Source organism: Nocardia sp. NPDC059229 (assembly GCF_042754165.1).
In the GTDB taxonomy this organism is placed as follows: domain Bacteria; phylum Actinomycetota; class Actinomycetes; order Mycobacteriales; family Mycobacteriaceae; genus Nocardia.
Genome location: NZ_JBHZAK010000009.1, coordinates 67,181 through 85,636, shown reverse-complemented (window position 1 = coordinate 85,636; position 18,456 = coordinate 67,181). Strand labels below are relative to the sequence as shown.

The window sequence follows — 18,456 nt, the reverse complement described above, 5'->3', positions numbered from 1 at the left end:
GGACTGCACCGGTCGTCCGCAACTCGGCAGCCGCGCTGGCAGGTTCGGTTAGCGCGAAATGCGGCTTGGGCTCGATGGGGCACGGCATCACCGGGTGGATGATCATGTCGGCGTGGCGGTTTGGGTGGGGGTCGGCTCACATGGCCGCGCCCCTCTGGTGGGTCGGGCGGGTCAGATGAAGGTCGATCGCGAGTTGCTCGACTGTTTCGGCGGCGCAGACGCGGTTCTCGCCGATTCCACCGTGTGCACCGCGTTTGGCCCATCCGACGACGTACACGCCGCGCAGAGGATCCCTGGTTGTCGGAGAAATGACTCTGCCGTTTCGGTTGAGGATCTGACCGTTGTGTGTGCCGGGGAGTCCGTCGATATGTGCGGTGCGGAACCCGATGGCACGGACCACCGTGCTGGCCAGGAACGTGTGCCCGCCGGTCGTATACACGGTCAATTCGCCGGTGTCCGTCGACTCGATGTTCGTCACGTGCTGTTCGAAGCAGAACACGACCGGCAGCCGGGTGTCGTCTCGGTCGTTCGGATCGGCTAGGTGGTCCATCGCCGGTCTCAGCGGTTGGCCTGCTGCGGAGCCGGGTTCATGTTCGAGGGTTCTGGTCGTGTGTATCGACAGATTGGGCAGGGCCAGGATGTCCTGCATGGCGGGGGTGGCAAATGCCGACCGGTCTGCGCAGGCACGGGACAGAACGGTCACCTGCGTCAGTGCGGCGATGCTCGGGGATGTGTTGTGTTGGTGGGCGAGGTGTCTGATCACCTCGAGGGCGACGTTTCCGGCGCCGACGATGAGGCAATGCGGCCCGAGGGGCGGCGTCTCGGTGGGGGATGGGTTGTTCACGCCGGCAAGGACATCGAGTGCGTCGTACACACCGACGGGCAATGTCGAGTCGGATCGGGTGAGGGGGCGGGGAATCGAGGCGCCGTGGGCGAAGACCACCGCGTCGAACCGGCGGCGCAAGGCTTCGAGGGAGAGATCGCGGCCGATCTCGGTGTTGTAGACGACGTTGACCCGGTCGTCGCCGAATGGCACATCGAACAGGCTCAGCATTTCGCGCAGGCCGGTGTCGGGTGCGATGGCCGTACGCAGCAGGCCGCCGAGGTGGGCGTGGCGTTCGTAGACGGTGACGTCGACGAAGCTGGACCGTCGCAGCAGCTCACGAATGGTGTACATGGCGGCGGGGCCGGCGCCGACGACTGCGATACGGGGCCGTCGACCACCGACGGTCGAAGGCCGTGGGAGAGGCATTGTTGGTCGCCGGCCGGGTGTGGTTCGGGGCCCGGTGTTTGCGAAGTAGTCGCTGTTGCGGCGGAGATGGTGTTGTTCGGTCGCGGTGAGGGCGTGGTCGGGTTTGATCGCTGAGGTGGGGCAGGCGTCGACGCAGGCGGTGCAGTCGATGCAGGAGTTCGGGTCGATGTGCAGTGTCGGCGTGGTGGCGAAGTCGGTGTCGCCGGGGCGGGGGCGGATGCAGTCGCGTGGACAGGCGTTCAGGCAGGAGACGTCCTTGCAGCAGTGTCCCAGGATGACGTGGGCCATAATCGCTTTCGAGAGGTCAGAGCAGGTTCGAGGCGCGGTAGATGCGTCGAGCGACCCGGTTGAGCAGGCCTTCGCGGTGGAGGAACTCGATGAACGAGGCGGTGGCCGAGCGGAACATCATGCGGTGGTGCTCGTTGGCGTCGATCGCGGATTTCACCTCCGGCCAGCGCAGTCCGAGTTCTTCGTAGACGCGCCGGTTGATCAGGCTCTTGGCGACGATGTGGGTTCCGACGGCGATGGCGATCGTGCTCAGGAACCGTCGTGGCCGCGAGATGGTGGTGAGTTGGTCGCGAATGCGGCGGCGGGCGAAGGCCATGTGCCGTGATTCCTCGACGACGTGGATGTAGGAGGTGCGGCGTATCGCGTCGGCGACCGTGGCGTCTGTCATCCAATCGCGTTGCATGGCGTCGAAGATTTCCTCCCCGGCCAGCACGATCCCGTAGGCGACCTCGTGCCAGGCGAACATCGCGAACAGCCGGCCCAGCAGTTTCTGCAGCCGATCGTGGGGATAGAAGTGTGCTCCGATGCTGTCGACGCCCTTGATGAACATCAGCGAATGCAGGTTCTCGTCGGCGCATTCGTTGAGCAGAAACGTGATGTCGGGGCGAGCGGGGTCGGCACCGTGATTGGCGCGCAACAGCGCGACTTGTAATCCGACTTCGAGCCAGATCGCGATACCGAGGAACTGCGCTACTTCGCAGCGGGTCAACACGATTCGTTGCTGCTCCGACATCGACGCCCAGATCGGCGTGTCGAACAGCGGCGACCACTGCGCGGTCATTCCATAGCGCTGATCGCCGTCGGGCCCCGGCTCATACAGCTCCGGACACCGTGGGTCGAACGATAGTCGCTGGGCCGACCGGATCAGTGTGTGGAAGAACTGATCCTGCTCGGTAGCTACCACTGCTGAACTCCTCTGCTCGGTCATGTTTCACGCTGGTTGGCGCGCGGCCGGGCTTCCTTTTTCCTCCGCCGTGTTCTCGACGGCCTGGCGAACAGGGATGGCTGTCGACGGACCTGTGCCCGGAAAGGCGAGGCTCTGCGACTGCGCATCCCGCCGCGCTGACCGTCGCGCCTGGAATTCGCTGAAAGTGCCAACACTGCAAATCATTTTGGAGAGATCAGGCTCCCTCGGCTGTGCACGGTGAGCCGTGGGTGCGGACGTGACGCACCGCGCAGGCCGAGGATGGTTCAGGGAGTATAGGCGTTGGTGAGGGTGGCGACGTCGTCCAGGGCGTCGAGTGTGTCGAGGATGGTCATTTGACGGGGGCTCAGGTGCCGGCCTGCGGTGTCGAGGAATTCGCGTGCAGCCGGTGGGTATCGAGCGGGTTTGTGGAGTGCCGCTGCCGGTTGGGGCGATGCCGAAGAGATGGCTTCGATGCGTAACGGCTCCGGTGGTGACGGGGCTCAATCCTGAGTCGACCTCATCGATCTGGAGCAAGACATGATCGAAATTGGGTATCCACTTTGAGCATTCGATGCCTACCAGCCCGTGCCGTCGGCCCGATAAGGTCACTGCGTTCACATTGTGCGGCGTAATCTGCGGCGCATGAGAGTCGCGGCGGCACAGCTCACTTGCGCACCTATCGATGTCCGGGCCAACATCGGACAAATGGTCAGGCTCGCCGAACAGGCAGGCGCAGACTCCGCCGAGTTGATCGTGTTTCCCGAGTTAGCGGTGACCGGATACGAACTGGCGGCTACCGCAGCCGATGAGGGGTTGTGGCTGCGCGCCGATGACCCTCGCCTGGATCGGCTGCGCACCACCGGGATAGCGACCGTTGTGAACTGCGCTGCCCCCGACCTCGACGGTCACCGTCCCGTGATCGCCACTTACGTCTACAGCGCCGCCGGTGATCTGCTCACCGCCTATCACAAACAGCATTTGTTCGAGGAAGAGCAGCAGTTCTTCACCTCCGCGGACAAGGACGGCCGCTTCGAACTCCAGGGTTTACGTTTCTCCCTTGCCACCTGCTTCGACAACCATTTCCCCGACTTGGTCGGCCGAATTGCCGACGATGGTTGTGATGTCCATCTGGCCAGCGCCCTGTACGGCACCGGTCGCGGCATTGCCGAACGTGCGTCGATATATCCCGGCATCGCCGACCGTGCGAACGTTTACGTGGCCCTTGCCAACCAGGTGGGGCCGGCGGGCCCGGTCACCGGGTGCGGCCGCGCCGCCCTGTGGGACACCTCCGGAACCCTGCTGGCAGAGGCCGACGACCAGACACCGATGTTCGTCGTCGCCGATATCGGCTAGCAATGGCCACACGGCAGTGCCCCGGCGGAGGCCGAGACGGGGCGGTGCGTAACCCGCGAACAGGCCATGACCGGTGAGGGTCGGGCAATGATGCTGCTGGCCATAGAGATCCCCGACGCACTGGGGGCACAGACGTCTCGGGCCTCTCTGGATGCGCACAGTGGCGACGCCTACGTAGGGTGTTGGGGTTGTTCCGGCATCGACGAGGTGTGAGTGCATGGTGCCGGTCGGGTGATGAGAAGGGGCGCGATGACATCGCAGGCAGGGACCGCCGGACGTACTTATGTGGTTACCGGTTCGGCATCGGGAATCGGCGCGGCGACTGCTGCGCTGCTGCGTGAACGCGGTGCCAGGGTCATCGGATGCGATCTCGAAAACGCTGAGGTCCAAGCTGATCTGTCCACGCCTCGAGGCCGTCGCTCGCTTGTCGACCAGGTGAGTGGGCTTGGGCCGATCGATGCGGTGCTGGCGATTGCGGGCGGAGGCAGGACCGGCATGCTGGAAACGAATTACTTCGGCGCTGTCGCGACGTTGGAGGGCCTTCGTCCGTTGCTGGCGCAAGGTCCCGCGCCCCGAGCGGTGGCTGTGTCGTCGACATCGTCGCTGGCACCGGCGGACGAGCGCATCATGCAGGCATGCCTCGACGGCGACGAGGCTGCTGCCGTCGCGTATCTGGCCAACAATCCGGCTGCCGGTGGCGCGACCGCTGGTTACGGAGTTGCCAAGCGTGCCTTGAACCGCTGGGTGCGCAATGTCGCTCCGACCGCCGAGTGGGCCGGAGTTGGCATAGCGCTCAATGCCGTTGCCTCGGGGGTCGTCGACACTCCTGCGGCAGCGTGGATCTTCGCCGATGACAACGTGCGAAAGGCAGTCGAAACCGCTGCGCCACAACCCTTCGGCGGGTTCCCGGGCCGTCCGGAATGGGTTGCAGAGCTCATCTGCTGGCTGGCCGGTGAGGCGAACCGTTTCGTAACCGGTCAGGTCATATTCGCCGACGGTGGGTCGGAAGCAGCGGCGCTCGGCGACCACCACTGGCGGTAGTCCAGACCTGCCGACCTGGTCCGCATGGCAACAGCTGGACAACCTCCACTCGGCAATTCGGCATACGCGACAACCTGGTCGACGGATGGATCGGCAGGCGGCTCCGGGACATTCCAGCCCACCCACATATCGCTGTCGCATCGCGGTATCGGTGCGAGAATGCGCCGCCAGAACCGTACGAGGCAATCGTGCGCCGCACCTCCGTCCTGCGCGGCGGCCAGCAACGCGAGTCGCTCGGCCCGCTGCGCCGGGGCAACCGTCTCCATGGCCCGCAGTGACGCCCGCCGCCATGCCAGCGACCTGAATTCGATATCGAGCCGCGCACTTTCGGCAGCAATGGCCTCTGCCATCGACCGCTCTTCCTGCAGCACGCCGGTGATCGAGTCCAGCCCGAGACCGAGCGCGCGCAACCGCCGCACCAGCAGCAGTCGTTCGGTGGCGCTGTCGGCGTCGAACATCCGATGCCCGCCTGCGCTGCGCCGGGATTCCAGAATGCCTTCGTCGCAATAGAACCGGATCGTTCGCACCGGAAGCCCGGTGCTGCGCGCCAACTCCCCGATGCTCACCAGCACACCGGATTGTGTGTCGTCCGTCACAACCTGTTGAACCTCCACCCCACTGGAGCTTTTAGCGTACTGGGCACTCCCGTCCGACCCCGACAGCGGAAACCGAAGCGGTCGTGGAGGACGAGCGGAGTACTACGCATATGTCGTCACACCGAGGAGAGTGTTTCGTGGCTACCACGCAAGAAGAAATCGTCGCCGGCATCGCGGAGATCGTCGAGGAGGTGACGGGTATCGAGGCCGCCGAGGTCACGATCGAGAAGTCTTTCGTCGACGACCTGGACATCGACTCGTTGTCACTGGTGGAGATCGCTGTACAGCTGGAGGACAAGTACAGCGTGAAGGTCCCCGACGAGGACCTTGCGAGCCTGAGAACCGTCGGCGACGCGGTTGCCTACGTCCAGAAGATGGAGGCCGAGAAGCCGCAGCTCGCCGCGGAAATGGAAGCGAAATACAAGGAAGGCCAGGCGAATTGAGCAGCCTGCGGGCCGTTTCACCCCTCGTCGCGGTGGTGAGCCGGTGATTGCCGATCCACAGTTGAATCCCGCCGCAGTCGAGCTCGGCAGCTTCTTCCGGCAGCCGCCAGAAGCTGTATGGCGCGCGCTGACGGAGCCGGATCTGCTGGAGCGGTGGCTGCTTCGACCGACCGGGTTCGCCGCCTCGGTCGGAACCCACTTCCGATTCACCATCCCGGACTCATCGCCCAACGAGATCATCTGCGAGGTGCTGGCGGCCCGGCCGTGCGAGCAGTTGACCTACAGCTGGATATTTCGGCAGGCCGAGTACCCCGCTCGGTGGATTGTCGACTGGACGCTGCAGCCGCAGGGTCATGGCACCCGACTTCTGCTGACGCAGACAGGTTTCGACATCGAAGACCGCCGACAGAAGATGGTACGCAACGCCATGGAGCGCAGCTGGAAGCGACTCGTCCTGCCGCGGCTCGGTGAGGTGATCCATCACTGAAAGCGCCCCTGGGAGTCGGGGCTGCACACCGACGCGACGGCGAACTACTGTGCCGGTTCTATTCATATTTCGAAAGGTTCGAACCATGTATTTCATCTCGTTGGCGTTGGGGATGTTCGGCCCACTGCTCGTACCCACAGGAAGCTCGAACTGTTGGATGGACAGCACCGCTCCCGCATGCTGGCCCCACTAGATTGATTCTCGAGACTGGGTGGGCGGAATTGCCGCCCACCCAGCCGCACTCCAGAAGCTCAGGAGTGCATCCGAATGCTCTGCACAGCAATATATTTCGCCCGTCGCGGCATCGGGTGTTCTTGCGGGCGAGGAGTATTCGGAACCGCGTGCGTCCGAGGGTCGGAGGCGATCAGTCGTGGGTGAGGTTCAGTCTGTCGAGCAGGCCGGTCATTCCGCTGTGGACGATGTCGTCATCGTCTCTGTCCAAGCCATAGGTCACTTCGTGCCATGGCCCGAGTTGATGCCAGAACGATGCTCGGCGGCGGAGGTCGTCGGTGAGGCCGTAGGCGGCGGCGACTGCGTCGGCGAAGGCTGTTGGTGCGCCGAACAGTGGCCATGCCAGGTCATTCGCCGCGTCGCCGAGATGGACATCGCCGAAGTCGATCACGCCGGCGATCCGGTTTCCATACACCATGACATGTTCCGGGCCGAGATCGCCGTGGACGACCGTATCCGCGGGGAATTCCGCTACGACATCCAGGACCGCCAGCGCCGAATCATGGTGTGCCGCTGGGATCAACGGCACGACTTCGGTTCGGAAACGATTGATCATCACAGCCCGGCTGCGCCTGGTTTCGGTCGCTGATGGCAGTCCGTGCCGCACCGCCTCGGCTGAGGGGCTGTCGTGCAGGGCGCGAAGAAACTTTCCCAGCGCGAGCCCGTGCTCGGTCCCGGCAGACTCGATGGACGTCCCGGGGACCAGGGCATGACGCACGATCAACGGTGTCTCGCTCACCACCCGGGGGATCGGCACCTGCAGGGGCAACAGTGGTGCCAGCCAAGGCATCAGCTGGGTTTCACGCCGGAGTTGGCCGGCCACCTCTGGCCGGCGCGGTCTCCTCTCGACCCACGCTCCGTCGACCAACGCGGCAAAGCAATCCCATCCGTCGGAAAACCCCACACAGCCCACGGTACGACACGGGCGAATACTCAACCGGCGCCCCCGCGATCCAAACGCGCACTACCACGGCGAAATTGGCGGGAAGCCGCTGCTCGCCTGCGCAGACTGCCGCGATTGGGCCGGTCGTCGGCCGCAGCCGGGACATGTGGTCTGTGTCATAGCGGGGCGATGTCACAAATCCGGGGTGGCCGGCACCTCATGGTCGTCCCACTGACGATGAAGGAGATGGACGCTATGAGTGCTCGGCTCGATATGTTCGCGAATGAGGTCGGCGCGAAGTTCGCCAAGCGGTTTGCGAATGCCAGTCTGGTGATCACGCAGTCGGAGGTGCCGAAAACGACCCAGGAGCTGGTGAGCTTGCGGGCCAGTCAGATCAACGGGTGTGGTTTTTGTACCGATGCGCACACCAAGGAGCTGGCGGCCGCGGGGGAGCCGCCGGTTCGGATCAATCTGGTGGCGACCTGGCGGGAGGCGTCGGTGTTCAGCGAGGCGGAACAGGCGGCGCTGGCCTTCGCCGAGGAGGGCACCAGGCTGGCGGATGCCCACCTCGGGGTCTCCGACGAGACCTGGGCGCAGGTTCGGAAACACTACGACGACAACCAGACCGCGGCGCTGGTGGCGCTGGTGGCCATGATCAACGCCGCCAACCGGCTCGGTGTCATCCTGCATCAGCAGGGTGGGTCCTACGAGCCGGGCATGTTCGCCGGGGCCACCGACTGACCGTCAGACGGGCTGCGGGGCCGTGACCGGTCGGCGGCTGCGGCGCCAGGCGTAGGCGAGGAAGGCGATCAGGCCGATCAGCGGAATCGTGCTGACGGCCCAGCTCACGCCCAGTGGGGGACCGGGCTGCTGGAGAACCGGGAGGTTCGCCAGATCGCCTTCACCGCGGCCCTGGGGGCCGTCGATGACGAAGTGGAAGGTCCACGCGCCCTGCTCGTCCAGGGAGCGCACGTCCAGGCCCCAGACGTCGCGCTTGCGCGGGTGCCGCGACAGCGGTTCCGCGTGGCGCACCTTCCCGTTGGGCTGGTACTCGGTGAGCGTGCCGGTCTTGTCCTCGATGCCCCCGTCGGGGATGAAGGTGAAGTCCAGCGATTGCATTGCGCGCAAAGGCCATTCGCTGAACCCCACGGTCAGCGAATACGGCCCGGCCTGCACGTGCTCGGTGTGCACGATATTGACGGGCTGATACGCCGACGCCGTCGCGGCGGTGCCCGCGGTCAGCCCGAGAATCGCGAGAATCGTTGCGGCGGTGGCGAGTAGACGGTTGATCATGCGCTGACCTTCTCGGACGGGGCGGACAGCCGCAGCATGTCGCCGAAGCGCCAGCCCAGGTAGCCGCCGAGCGCACCCAGCAGTGCGGCCGCGACCGTGGTGGCGATGATGACGGAGGCGTGCGAGAGGCGGGCGTCGTAGATGATCACCTGCTGCACGGGATTGAACCCGCCGATGATCGCCCCGCCGAGCCCACCGGCCAGCGCGGGCAGCAGGCGCGCCGGGCTGTCGGTGCGGCGCAGCAGCAGATCGATCACGATGCCCACCGGGATCAGGCAGAAAGGAATCAGCGCCGGAGTCGCCGGAATGCCCCGGATGTGTTCGCGCATGGGCAATCCCACGAAATCGGCGTAGGCGCGCGCCGCCCACGGCGCGAACCACCAGAACACGCCCTGGATCGCCGAGGAGAACACGGCGGTGACGGTCGCGCCCCACCGCTGGAATCCCGCACCCACGACCATCAGCAGAATCACCATGAACGCGGTGACCGCGACCGTCCACCGCACGGTCCCGGTGCTCAGCCGCTGCACCGCCAGCGCGGTGACGGTGCTCGAGGTCGCCAGATGCGCCAGCGCGAACAGCGCGCCGATCCGCCCCCACCGATGGGCCCGCGCCGCCCCGAACACGATCACCGTGCCCACCGAGATCACCGTGCTGGACAGGAACAGCCCGATGTGCGGCGGCGAGTCGATGATCGCGTCGAACCCGTAGAGGCTGTGCCACCACAGATCCCACAGTCCGTACAGCAGGAACGACGCCGCGCCCAGCGCCGCCACCATGTACCCGAGCGGCGCGGTGAACGTCCGCCCGAATACGCTGATGCCGGGTCCGCCCAGCTCACCGTCCACCCGCCGCCCCGCCCGGCCCGCGGCCGAGGTGACGAGAATGACCGTGAGACCGGTGAATCCGGCGATCGCCGCACTGGCGTAGATGAACAGGTGCGGCAGCGTGAAGAAGGTGTCGGGCCCGACATCGGAGTGCCACTGGATGTCCCAGGTCGATCCGACGGCGAAGGTCATGCTGGCCGCGAACAGGATGGCCGCGGGTAGCCAGGGGCGGATGGTGATCGGTGCGGTCGCCTCGGCGGTGAGCCCGCGACCGTTGGCGGTGAGGTCCATGGTCTGCTCCTGATCCTCTTTCCTTCGATTCAGTTGGCCTGGACGGAGAAGGTGGCGCTGCCGGATCCCGGTGCGCCGGACAGTTTCACCGCGATCTCCCACTGCCCCGGCATGGGCAGCGTCACGGTCGCCCGATAGTGCCCGGGCGTGACGACCGCGGCGGTGCTCGGCGGGAGCGCGTGGCCCATCTGCGGCATGGCGGGCTCCACCGAGACGCGGTCCGGGGTGGCGGCGGTGCCGTGCTGGTCGGTGATGTCGAGGTCGACGGTGTTGTCGCCGGTGTGCGGCGATCCGCCGGAGACACGCAGCTGCACCTGGTAGGGCCCGGCGGCACTGCGCGGCACCGGTTTCGCGCTGCTGGACGGCCACAGCCACCAGGTCAGCAGCGCGGCCACCAGCACGACAATCGCCGCGATCAGTCCTGTGCGCCTGGTCATTGCGGAACCCCCGCTCGGACGTCGACCGTGGTCGGAATGGTCATGACGGAATAGCCGCGCTCGGCCTGCGCCCACACCAGGTACCGGCCGGACAGCGGAAAAGTGAAGGTGAAGGCCACATTCGGGCCGTAGGCGGCGACGGTCTCGTCCGGCGGCTGGGCGCCGACGGCGGGCATCGGGGCCATGGCGTGGGCGTGCGCCCAGATCGGCGCCGTCGCCGCGGACGTCCCGGCGGGCCCGCCGTCCGGCAGCGGGCCGACCGCGATGAGATGGCCGACCATCCCCAGCCAGGGCTGTAGATCCGCGGCACCGCCGTAGGCCGCGGTGAGGGTGACGGGTTCGCCCGCGATCGCCTCGGTGGTCGTCAGAGCCGTCCCGCTCGGTGCGGGATCGACCGCGCCGGAACCGGATCGACCGCCGACGTGCAGCGCGGCCCGCAGCAACTGCACACCCCCGCCGCGCCGGGCGATCTCCGCCGCGACCGCGTAATCGCCGGACTCCCCGAGCCCCAGGCTGACCCGGTACTCCCCAGGCGCGGTGCGGATCGGATGCCGATGCCAGAACGTCCCGGCCGGCCCGACCACCATGAGGTGCAGCAGCGCGTCATCGGTGACCAGCAGATCGTCCACGGGCCGCCCCGTCGCCGAATCGGTCAGCGACAGCTGGACTTCCGTCGGTTGCCCTGCCGCCGCAGGCTGCGCACGCACGGCCAGATTCACCGGCGGCCGTGAATAATTCGTGGTCAGCGGCAGATCGCGTTCGGGGAACGGATTGCCGATATTGCCGGACGTGGGATCGAGCAGGCTGCCCGCCGGCCGCGGCTGCGGCGCACTCGAGGACAGCACCGCCCCCGTGGTCCCGACGGTCAGCGCGGCGATGAGCGCGCCCACCGGAATCAGTGTCGGCCAGCCTCTTTTCGAGAGGAGGGCGGTACCCAGCGCGACCAGTAGCAGCACACCCGCCGCGAAGAAGCCACCGTAAGCTGCCCGCTCCCACGGCGTCACCACGCGCGCGGCGACGAGGAACGGAATCCGGGCGGTCCGTTCGCCGTCCGAGACCGACAGCTCCCACGGCCCGGCATGATCCACCCGCAGCGTCGTGGCATACAGCCCCGGCCGATCCGCGAGTTCGACCGTGCCCGAGGAGGTCTCGCCACCCTGATCGACCGGCGCGGCGCTGACCGTCAGCGCCCCGGCCGCCGACCCTGCATGGCTCACCACCTCGACGCGCAGCGGTCCCGGCTCGGCCCGCCGGATCACCACCGTGAGCTCGCGTGCCCCCAGCGATTGCGCCACCGTCAGATCACCCCCGCTCGCCGCGCCATCGGCCCGGGCGTCGGGCGCGGACGCGAAATCCCACCCCAGCAGGAACGCGCAGAGCACGCCCACCACCAGGCATGCGCCGCGCAGGCGAACGATCAACGGCGGCTGCACTGTTCCGAAGCTACCGAAAAACCACCGCCCGGAAATCCCACCCGCGGGGGATGTGTCCTCAGGGTGCGGTCAGGGTAGGGTCCCCGGGTCCGCTGGGAGGGGTTGCCCCGTGGCGGGAGTCTTATTCCGGCTGGGCCAAGGCGTTCCGGAGCCAGCTGGGCCCGGCCGTCGTCGCTCCGAGCGCCTCGACCCGAGCCCGCAAACCACGATCGGCCGTCACCACGAGCACTGAACCCGCTCGGGCCCCGGCCTTTCCGGCCTCGGCCGCGACCACCTCGACGATGGCGTCGTCCCCGGAACCGTCCGCGAGTACCACCCGCAGTTCGGCCCCCGCGCTGTCGGCAGCGGCCTTGGCGGCCCCTTCGAGCACCACGACCACGTCCGTCACCCCGGGCAGCCGCTCCCGCAGCGGACCCAGCTCCCCGAGCAACCGCCGCGCTGCCCCGGCCCGATCCCGCCACCACCCGTCCGGCCGCGAACCCACCACATTGGCCGCGTCCACCACAACCACCAGCCCGGCATCCTCCACCGCCTCAGTCTCCACCGCTGGCGCCGAACCGCCGCGGCCAGGTGCCAGCGGCTCGTGGCCGGCGTGGGCGCTCCACGGCCCTCGTTCACCTCGGCGCCCGCTGGGCGGATCCCGCGAGTGTGAACCTGTTCCGGGGACGAGGCCCTCGGCCCGGTTCGCGCCGTCGCGCGCGGCCCGGGCCGAGCTGGTGGGGAAAGAGTCAGAGGTCGAGTTCGACGTCGGTGAGGGGGTAGGCGACGCAGGAGTGGGTGTAACCGGCGGCGGGGTCGGAGAGGCGGAGTTTGGCTTCGGCGGCGGTGTGGACTTCGCCCTTCAGGACGCGGATGCGGCAGAGGCTGCATTCGCCGGAGCGGCAGGCGGCTTCGGGGCGGATGCCGTTGTCTTCGAGGGCATCGAGGAGGGGGCGATTGCGTGGGGTGCGGAAGGTGGTGTCGCGGACGGTGACCGTGACCTCGTCGGCGGGGTCGGCGGTGGTGGGCCAGTGCGGCTGCGTGGTGGGGTCGGCGGGAGCGCCGTTGGCTTCGAAACGGATTCGCTTGCGGGGGTGGCCCAGGGCGGTGAGCTGCTCGAGCGCGTAGGGGTAGAGAGCCTGGGGGCCGCAGACGTAGACCATGCGATTGCCGAGGGGGCCGGTCAGGTCGGAAATGGTGTCGGCGGACAGGAATCCGGTGCGGCCCGTCCAGTCGGGGGAGGGGTCGGCGATGACGTGATCGACGGTGATGCCGGGCTGGGTGGCAAAGCTGTCGAGTTCCTCGCGGAACAGGATGTCGGAGGCGTCCCGCGAACCATAGATCAGATGGAATTCGCGGACCGGCCCGCGGTCGGTGAGCTCGCGGATCATGCTCATGGCCGGTGCGACACCCGAGCCGCCCGCCAGGAACACCAGACGGTCACCGTGGAAGAGCGGATTGTGGTGGAAGGTCCCCATCGGACCGGTGGTGGTGAGCACCTGGCCCGCCGCGACGGTGTCGAGGAGGAGATTGCTGATCCGGCCGCCCGGCACCCGCCGCACCGTCAGGTCGTAGAAGCCGAGCTCCGTGGGGCTGGAGGAGATGGCGAACGGCCGGCTGGTGCCGTCGAAGAAGACGTTCACGTACTGGCCTGCCAGGAACGGCGGCAGCATCGCGCCGTCGAGGCCGCGCAGCCGGAATGTCTTGGCGGACACGGTTTCTTCGAGCACGGTGTCCACCCGCAGCAGCAGCCGCTTGGGGTGATGGGCGTCCACGGTGGCGCGGGCTTCCGCACTGTGGTCGCGGGTTTCGGGCAGTCGGGCCTCGATCTCGTCGAGAATGCCTGCCGCGCCGTCGAATCGGGTGGCGAGGGGGTGTCGTTTCACGATGTGCTCCGTTCAGGCGGCCTGGGTGCGCAGCAGGCGGCGCGCGACGCGGGCCCCGGCCTCGAGTGTGGGTTGGAATCCGCCCATGCCGGACCAGGACCCGGCGACATGCAGTCCGGGGACATGGGTTTCGCGTTCGCTGTTGCGGAACAGCCAGCCCTCGGTGGCGTCCTGGTCGTAGCCGTAGATGGACCCGCCCGGATGACCCAGATACCGCATCATGGTCAAAGGCGTTGCCACATCGACCTCTTCGATGGCGTCGCGGATGCCCGGCGTCACCGCCTCGCACAGATCCAGCAGCGTCTCGGCGAAGGCGAACTTGGTGCGTGCGTAGTCCGCCGACGCCACGTTCTTCCAGATGTCGGCGTACTGCAACGTCATCAGGCTGACGTGGGTGGTCCCCGCCGGTGCGAACCCAATGGGCGCGACATCGTAGGAGCTGACACAGATTCCGCGCACCGGCTCGAACGACTTCCACGCCTGGTAGGTGCGATCGTCGTCGGTGTCCCGGTTGACGAACGTCGTGCTGCTGGTGAAGCCCAGCTCCGCGGGCGTCGCGTCCAGGCCCATGTGCAGCACGAACCCGGACACCCCGATCCGCCTGGTGGCCAGATCGTTTCGCACCGCCGCCGGCACCTCGATCCCGTCCAGCATGGCGTAGGTGGTGGGCAGCGAGGCATTCGACACCACCTCGGGCGCGGTCACCTCGGTCCCGTCCTCGAGCCGCACCCCGAGCACCCGCCCGCCCGCGGTGAGAATCGCCTCGACCCCGGTATTGAACCGCACCTGCCCGCCCGCCTGCAGGAACGAGTCGAGTATCGCCGCCGACATGGCCTGCGACCCGCCGCGCACATGCCACGGTTGGAACTCGAGGTAGGCGAACAGCGTCAGCGCCAGATCCTGGAACCGCAGCTTGGACGGCGGCTGGCCGAGATAGGTCCAGTACATGGCGAGCGCGACCTTGATCCGGTCATCGTCGAAGTATTCGTCGAGCACCTGCTGCAGCGGCCGCAGCCCGTACCGGAACAGCACCGGGTCGATCTGCTCGGCGGGCATGCCGCGCATGGCCGCGATCTGCCAGAACGTCACCTGCTTGATCAGCTCGAAGAACCGCGCCACCCGATCCCGGCTGCCCGGGAACTCGGCGTCGAGGACGTCGATCGCCGCATCCCAGTCGGCCGGAATCGTCACATCCAGCCGGCCGGGGACGACCGCCCGGTACAGATCGCGCTCCTGCACGAACTCCAGCCGATCCGCGATCCCCAGCTGCTGGAACAGCCCCTCGCGCAAGGAGATCGGCTGTCCTTCCACGCCGACCCCGGAGAGCTGGTGCAGCGCCACCTCGAACTCGAATCGCCCGCGCCGGAACGAGGTTCCGCAGCCGCCGGGCACATTGTGCCGCTCCACCAGCAGCGTCCGCGCCCCCGCGCGCTGCAGCGTGGCCGCGGCGGTCAGTCCGGCATTGCCCGCGCCGATGACAATGGCGTCGTAGTCGTGCATGCCCACCTCCATTAGTCAATTAATTGATTAGGTTATTCAGACGGTAGCGGCCTTAGTTGGAAGTGTCTACGGGAATCTAGACAAGAAATTGAATAATCGCCTATGGTGGTAGCCTGGGCGGATGGCGCTACGCAACGCGGTTCTGGCCACCCTGCTGGAGGGGGAGGCATCGGGCTACGACCTGGCCAAGGGCTTCGACGCCTCGGTCGCCAACTTCTGGCTGGCCACCCCGCAGCAGCTGTACAAGGAGCTCGAGCGCATGGCCGCCGAGGGTCTCATCGAGACCCGCGTCGTCGAGCAGGAGCGCCGGCCCAACAAGCGCCTGCACTCCATCACCCCGGCCGGGCGGGCGGCGCTGCACGCGTTCATCGCCGAGCCCTCCAAACCGACCGCCATCCGCGACGAGATGATGGTGAAGGTCCAGGCCATGGAGGCCGAGGACGCCCCCGCGGTGCGGGCGGCCGTCGCCGAGAAACTGGAGTGGTCGAAGGCGAAACTGGCCCGCTACGAACGACTGCGCGGCCGCCTGCTGGACGGGCGCAGCGAGCAGGCCTACCTCGCCGAGGTCGACCGCATCGGGCCGTACCTGAGCCTGCTGCGCGGAATCGCCTTCGAGCAGGAGAACATTCGCTGGGCCGAGTTCGCGCTGCCGGTCATCGACCGGCGCATCGCCGCACACTCGCGGTAACCGGTCACCCGCCGTCGGGGCCGTGCCGGTTGATACGGTGTCCGCCTGGAAAGTTGTCCGCGAAACGACAGGTAGTGATCAGCGTTGGCGTCCGAATCGATGACAGGCGAGGGTGAATCCCGCCGTACCGCCCCGCCCACCCGGCGCGGTCAGCGCACGCGCGGCGCCCTCATCGCCGCCGCGCGTGAGGTCTTCGAACGCGACGGCTACCTCGACGCCAAGATCGCCGACATCTCCAAGACCGCCGGCATGGCGTCGGGCTCCTTCTACACCTACTTCGACAGCAAGGACGAGATCTTCGCGGCCCTGGTCGAGCAGGTCTCGGAGGAGATGCTGCACCCGCACGTGCGCGAGCGCAGTGGGATCACCGACACCCGCGCGCTCATCGAGGCCGCCAATCGCGACTACCTGCTGTCCTACAAGCGCAATGCCCGCCTGATGGCACTGTTCGAGCAGGTCGCGAACATCGACGAGAACTTCCGCCGCCTGCGCGTCGAGCGCGGCAAAGCGTTCGCGCAGCGCAATGCCCGGATGATCCGCGGGCTGCAGGAGTCCGGGCAGGCCAGCGCCGACCTGGATCCGATGATCACCGCGCACGCGCTCTCGGCCATGGTGAGCCGCATGGCGTACATGGTTTACGTTCAGAAGCAACGGATCCCGTTCGAGAAGCTGGTGACGACGCTGACCCAGCTGTGGGTGAACGCGCTGCAGCTGCGGGCCGAGTAGCGCTCAGCCCAGCCCGCGCGCGAAGTCGATCAGCGCGGCATTGACCTCGGCGGGCCGTTGCTGCTGAATCCAGTGCCCCGCACCCTCGAGGACGACCGTTCCTCGCAGATCGCTGAGCAGCGCCGACATCTTCTGCATGGGTGTGAACCGGATGACCGGATCGGTGGATCCGGCGATGAACAGCGACGGCTGGGCGATCTTCACGCCCTCCAGATGCGCGGTCCGCTCCCAGGTGCGGTCCAGATTGCGGTAGTAGTTGAGCCCGCCGGTGAACCCGGTGGCGGTGAAAGTCTCGACGTAGTACTCGAATTCGGGTTCGCTGAGCCACTCCGGCAGCGGCGGCTCAGGGGTGCTGGTGTCCAGGAACGTGGCGGCGCTCATGATGTCGTCCTGCAGCAGCGTGCGCCGCGGGTCCGCGGCCAGTACCGCGTCGGCGACCCCGGGTTCCTGGAACCACACCATGTAGAAGTCCGCACCCAGCCGCGCGCGCATGATCGACAGCGGCGGCCCGGACGACCGCGGGGTCGCGGGGACGCTCAGCCCCGCCACCGCCCGCACCCGCTCCGGATACTCCCGGGCCATGTGCCACACCACCGACGCGCCCCAGTCGTGGCCGACGAAGATGGCGTCCTCCAGCCCATAGGCGTCGAGCAGCCCGGCCAGATCCCCGCACACCGTGAGCATGTCGTACTCCTCGACCCGCTCGGGCCGTGAGCTGCCGCCGTAGCCGCGCATATCCGGGGTGAGCGTCCGGAACCCGGCCTCGGCCAGCGCGAAAACCTGATGCCGCCACGAGAATCCGAGTTCGGGGAACCCGTGGCAGAACACCACCGGCGCCCCCGCGCCGTGCTCGACCACCCGCAGCTCGATGCCATTGGCCGCCACCTGCGCGCTGCCCAGCCGTTTCCACTCGTCCACCAGATGTGCTGTCCGCATCGGTTGTTCACCTCTCGCCGCCGGGCCGGTTGACGCCGGACGGGTCATGAACTTGAATCCGACGTAGGTTTCATATTCCATCAGCCGGCGCCTCCGATCCACCCGGGTCGGGTGCCGGCACGGGCCGTAGGGAGCACACGTGCAGGTCGCGGGTAGGAACGCCATTGTCACCGGAGGCGGTGGCGGCATCGGCGGGGCCATCGCCGCCCGGCTGGTGCGGGCCGGGGCGCGGGTCGTCGTCGCCGACCTGAACGGCGAGGCCGCCGCGGCGGTCGCGGCGGCGCTGAACGCGGAGTTCCCGGGCGCGGCCGTGGCGGTCGGGGCCGATGTGTCCGACACCGCCCGCATCGAGGAGCTCATCGCCCGCGCCGAGGCCGAATTCGGGCCGGTCGATCTGTATTTCGCCAATGCGGGCGTGATCGGGCCGGTCGGTCTCGGCGACGAGAAGGACTGGGACACCACCCTCGACGTCAACCTCAATGCCCACATCCGCGCGGCGCGGCTGCTCGTCCCCGGCTGGGTGGAACGCGGCGAGGGCTACTTCGTCAGCACGGCGTCGGCGGCGGGCCTGCTGACCCAGATCGGTTCGGCCGCATACGCGGTCACCAAGCACGCGGCCGTGGGGTTCGCCGAATGGCTGTCGGTCACCTACGGCGACCAGGGCGTCCGGGTCAGCTGCCTGTGCCCGATGGGCGTGGAGACCCCGCTGCTGCGGGCGGGGGAGAACTCCGGGGACGCCATCGGCATGGCCGCCACCCGGGCGGTCACCTCGGCCGGTGCGGTGCTGACCCCCGACGCGGTGGCCGAGCTGGTCATGGCCGCCCTGGACGACGAGCGGTTCCTCATCCTGCCCCATCCGGAGGTGCTCGACATGTACCGTCGCAAGGGCGCGGACTACGACCGCTGGCTGTCGGGCATGCGGCACTATCAGGCGCGGCTGCTGGACAGCGGCGACGGCCACTGAGCTTCGGGGAGACAC

Annotated in this window: 20 protein-coding genes; 8 read left to right on the top strand and 12 right to left on the bottom strand. The window is 67.6% G+C overall.

The window, feature by feature from the left end:
* Nucleotides 1-136 precede the first annotated feature (136 nt).
* Nucleotides 137-1,540 carry an FAD-dependent oxidoreductase gene (locus ACFXHE_RS21510; protein ID WP_379385561.1) on the bottom strand — a complete coding sequence of 468 codons (1,404 nt, stop codon included), beginning with the start codon at nt 1,538-1,540 and terminating at the stop codon, nt 137-139.
* 16 nt (nt 1,541-1,556) lie between these two features.
* Nucleotides 1,557-2,444: a diiron oxygenase gene (locus ACFXHE_RS21505; protein WP_379385559.1), complete on the bottom strand. Its 888-nt coding sequence runs from the start codon at nt 2,442-2,444 to the stop codon at nt 1,557-1,559.
* 645 nt (nt 2,445-3,089) lie between these two features.
* Here ACFXHE_RS21505 and ACFXHE_RS21500 point away from each other — a divergent pair.
* Nucleotides 3,090-3,800, top strand: coding sequence for a carbon-nitrogen hydrolase family protein (locus ACFXHE_RS21500; RefSeq protein WP_379385557.1), 711 nt, complete (start codon nt 3,090-3,092; stop codon nt 3,798-3,800).
* Between the two features lie 249 nt (nt 3,801-4,049).
* Nucleotides 4,050-4,841 carry an SDR family oxidoreductase gene (locus ACFXHE_RS21495; RefSeq protein WP_379385555.1) on the top strand — a complete coding sequence of 264 codons (792 nt, stop codon included), beginning with the start codon at nt 4,050-4,052 and terminating at the stop codon, nt 4,839-4,841.
* Here the strand turns inward: ACFXHE_RS21495 and ACFXHE_RS21490 are convergent.
* On the bottom strand, nt 4,778-5,437 hold the full coding sequence (locus ACFXHE_RS21490; RefSeq protein ID WP_379385553.1) for a MerR family transcriptional regulator: 660 nt from the start codon (nt 5,435-5,437) through the stop codon (nt 4,778-4,780). The two genes, ACFXHE_RS21495 and ACFXHE_RS21490, sit on opposite strands and share 64 nt — an antisense overlap.
* A 137-nt stretch (nt 5,438-5,574) precedes the next feature.
* On the opposite strand from ACFXHE_RS21490, the gene acpM reads away from it, so the two are divergent.
* Nucleotides 5,575-5,880, top strand: coding sequence for a meromycolate extension acyl carrier protein AcpM (gene acpM / locus ACFXHE_RS21485; protein ID WP_379385551.1), 306 nt, complete (start codon nt 5,575-5,577; stop codon nt 5,878-5,880).
* A gap of 43 nt (nt 5,881-5,923) precedes the next feature.
* Nucleotides 5,924-6,367 (top strand): SRPBCC domain-containing protein, encoded by a 444-nt coding sequence (locus ACFXHE_RS21480; protein WP_379385549.1) that lies wholly within the window; start codon nt 5,924-5,926, stop codon nt 6,365-6,367.
* 364 nt (nt 6,368-6,731) lie between these two features.
* On the opposite strand, the gene ACFXHE_RS21475 is transcribed toward ACFXHE_RS21480, so the two are convergent.
* Nucleotides 6,732-7,502 carry a phosphotransferase gene (locus ACFXHE_RS21475; RefSeq protein ID WP_379385547.1) on the bottom strand — a complete coding sequence of 257 codons (771 nt, stop codon included), beginning with the start codon at nt 7,500-7,502 and terminating at the stop codon, nt 6,732-6,734.
* 234 nt (nt 7,503-7,736) lie between these two features.
* Here ACFXHE_RS21475 and ACFXHE_RS21470 point away from each other — a divergent pair, with 234 nt between their 5' ends.
* Nucleotides 7,737-8,222 carry a carboxymuconolactone decarboxylase family protein gene (locus ACFXHE_RS21470; RefSeq protein ID WP_379385545.1) on the top strand — a complete coding sequence of 162 codons (486 nt, stop codon included), beginning with the start codon at nt 7,737-7,739 and terminating at the stop codon, nt 8,220-8,222.
* Nucleotides 8,223-8,225: 3 nt separating this feature from the next.
* On the opposite strand, the gene ACFXHE_RS21465 is transcribed toward ACFXHE_RS21470, so the two are convergent.
* The 7 genes from ACFXHE_RS21465 to ACFXHE_RS21435 form a co-directional block, all read right to left on the bottom strand.
* Nucleotides 8,226-8,774 carry a hypothetical protein gene (locus ACFXHE_RS21465; RefSeq protein ID WP_379385543.1) on the bottom strand — a complete coding sequence of 183 codons (549 nt, stop codon included), beginning with the start codon at nt 8,772-8,774 and terminating at the stop codon, nt 8,226-8,228.
* Nucleotides 8,771-9,892: a hypothetical protein gene (locus ACFXHE_RS21460; RefSeq protein ID WP_379385541.1), complete on the bottom strand. Its 1,122-nt coding sequence runs from the start codon at nt 9,890-9,892 to the stop codon at nt 8,771-8,773. Before ACFXHE_RS21460 ends, ACFXHE_RS21465 begins: the two co-directional genes overlap by 4 nt.
* A gap of 29 nt (nt 9,893-9,921) precedes the next feature.
* The gene (locus ACFXHE_RS21455) at nt 9,922-10,329 is read right to left on the bottom strand and encodes a FixH family protein (protein ID WP_379385539.1); all 408 of its coding nucleotides are present in this window, start codon (nt 10,327-10,329) and stop codon (nt 9,922-9,924) included.
* A complete protein-coding gene (locus tag ACFXHE_RS21450) occupies nt 10,326-11,762 on the bottom strand; it encodes a hypothetical protein (protein WP_379385537.1) in 1,437 nt (478 codons plus the stop codon). The genes ACFXHE_RS21455 and ACFXHE_RS21450 overlap by 4 nt, the downstream gene beginning before the upstream one ends.
* Nucleotides 11,763-11,883: 121 nt before the next feature.
* A complete protein-coding gene (locus ACFXHE_RS21445) occupies nt 11,884-12,306 on the bottom strand; it encodes a hypothetical protein (protein ID WP_379385536.1) in 423 nt (140 codons plus the stop codon).
* Nucleotides 12,307-12,490: 184 nt separating this feature from the next.
* Nucleotides 12,491-13,627, bottom strand: a complete 1,137-nt coding sequence (locus ACFXHE_RS21440; RefSeq protein ID WP_379385534.1) for a 2Fe-2S iron-sulfur cluster-binding protein — start codon at nt 13,625-13,627, stop codon at nt 12,491-12,493.
* Between the two features lie 12 nt (nt 13,628-13,639).
* Nucleotides 13,640-15,127, bottom strand: coding sequence for a phytoene desaturase family protein (locus tag ACFXHE_RS21435; RefSeq protein ID WP_379385532.1), 1,488 nt, complete (start codon nt 15,125-15,127; stop codon nt 13,640-13,642).
* Between the two features lie 121 nt (nt 15,128-15,248).
* Between ACFXHE_RS21435 and ACFXHE_RS21430 the strand changes: the two genes are divergently transcribed.
* Complete coding sequence (locus ACFXHE_RS21430) at nt 15,249-15,815, top strand: PadR family transcriptional regulator (RefSeq protein WP_354840223.1); 567 nt, start codon at nt 15,249-15,251, stop codon at nt 15,813-15,815.
* A gap of 99 nt (nt 15,816-15,914) precedes the next feature.
* Nucleotides 15,915-16,541, top strand: a complete 627-nt coding sequence (locus tag ACFXHE_RS21425; RefSeq protein WP_379385530.1) for a TetR/AcrR family transcriptional regulator — start codon at nt 15,915-15,917, stop codon at nt 16,539-16,541.
* Nucleotides 16,542-16,544: 3 nt separating this feature from the next.
* Here ACFXHE_RS21425 and ACFXHE_RS21420 read toward each other — a convergent pair whose 3' ends face one another.
* Nucleotides 16,545-17,477 carry an alpha/beta fold hydrolase gene (locus ACFXHE_RS21420; RefSeq protein ID WP_379385528.1) on the bottom strand — a complete coding sequence of 311 codons (933 nt, stop codon included), beginning with the start codon at nt 17,475-17,477 and terminating at the stop codon, nt 16,545-16,547.
* 139 nt (nt 17,478-17,616) lie between these two features.
* Between ACFXHE_RS21420 and ACFXHE_RS21415 the strand changes: the two genes are divergently transcribed.
* The gene (locus ACFXHE_RS21415) at nt 17,617-18,441 is read left to right on the top strand and encodes an SDR family oxidoreductase (protein ID WP_379385527.1); all 825 of its coding nucleotides are present in this window, start codon (nt 17,617-17,619) and stop codon (nt 18,439-18,441) included.
* Nucleotides 18,442-18,456 lie beyond the last annotated feature (15 nt).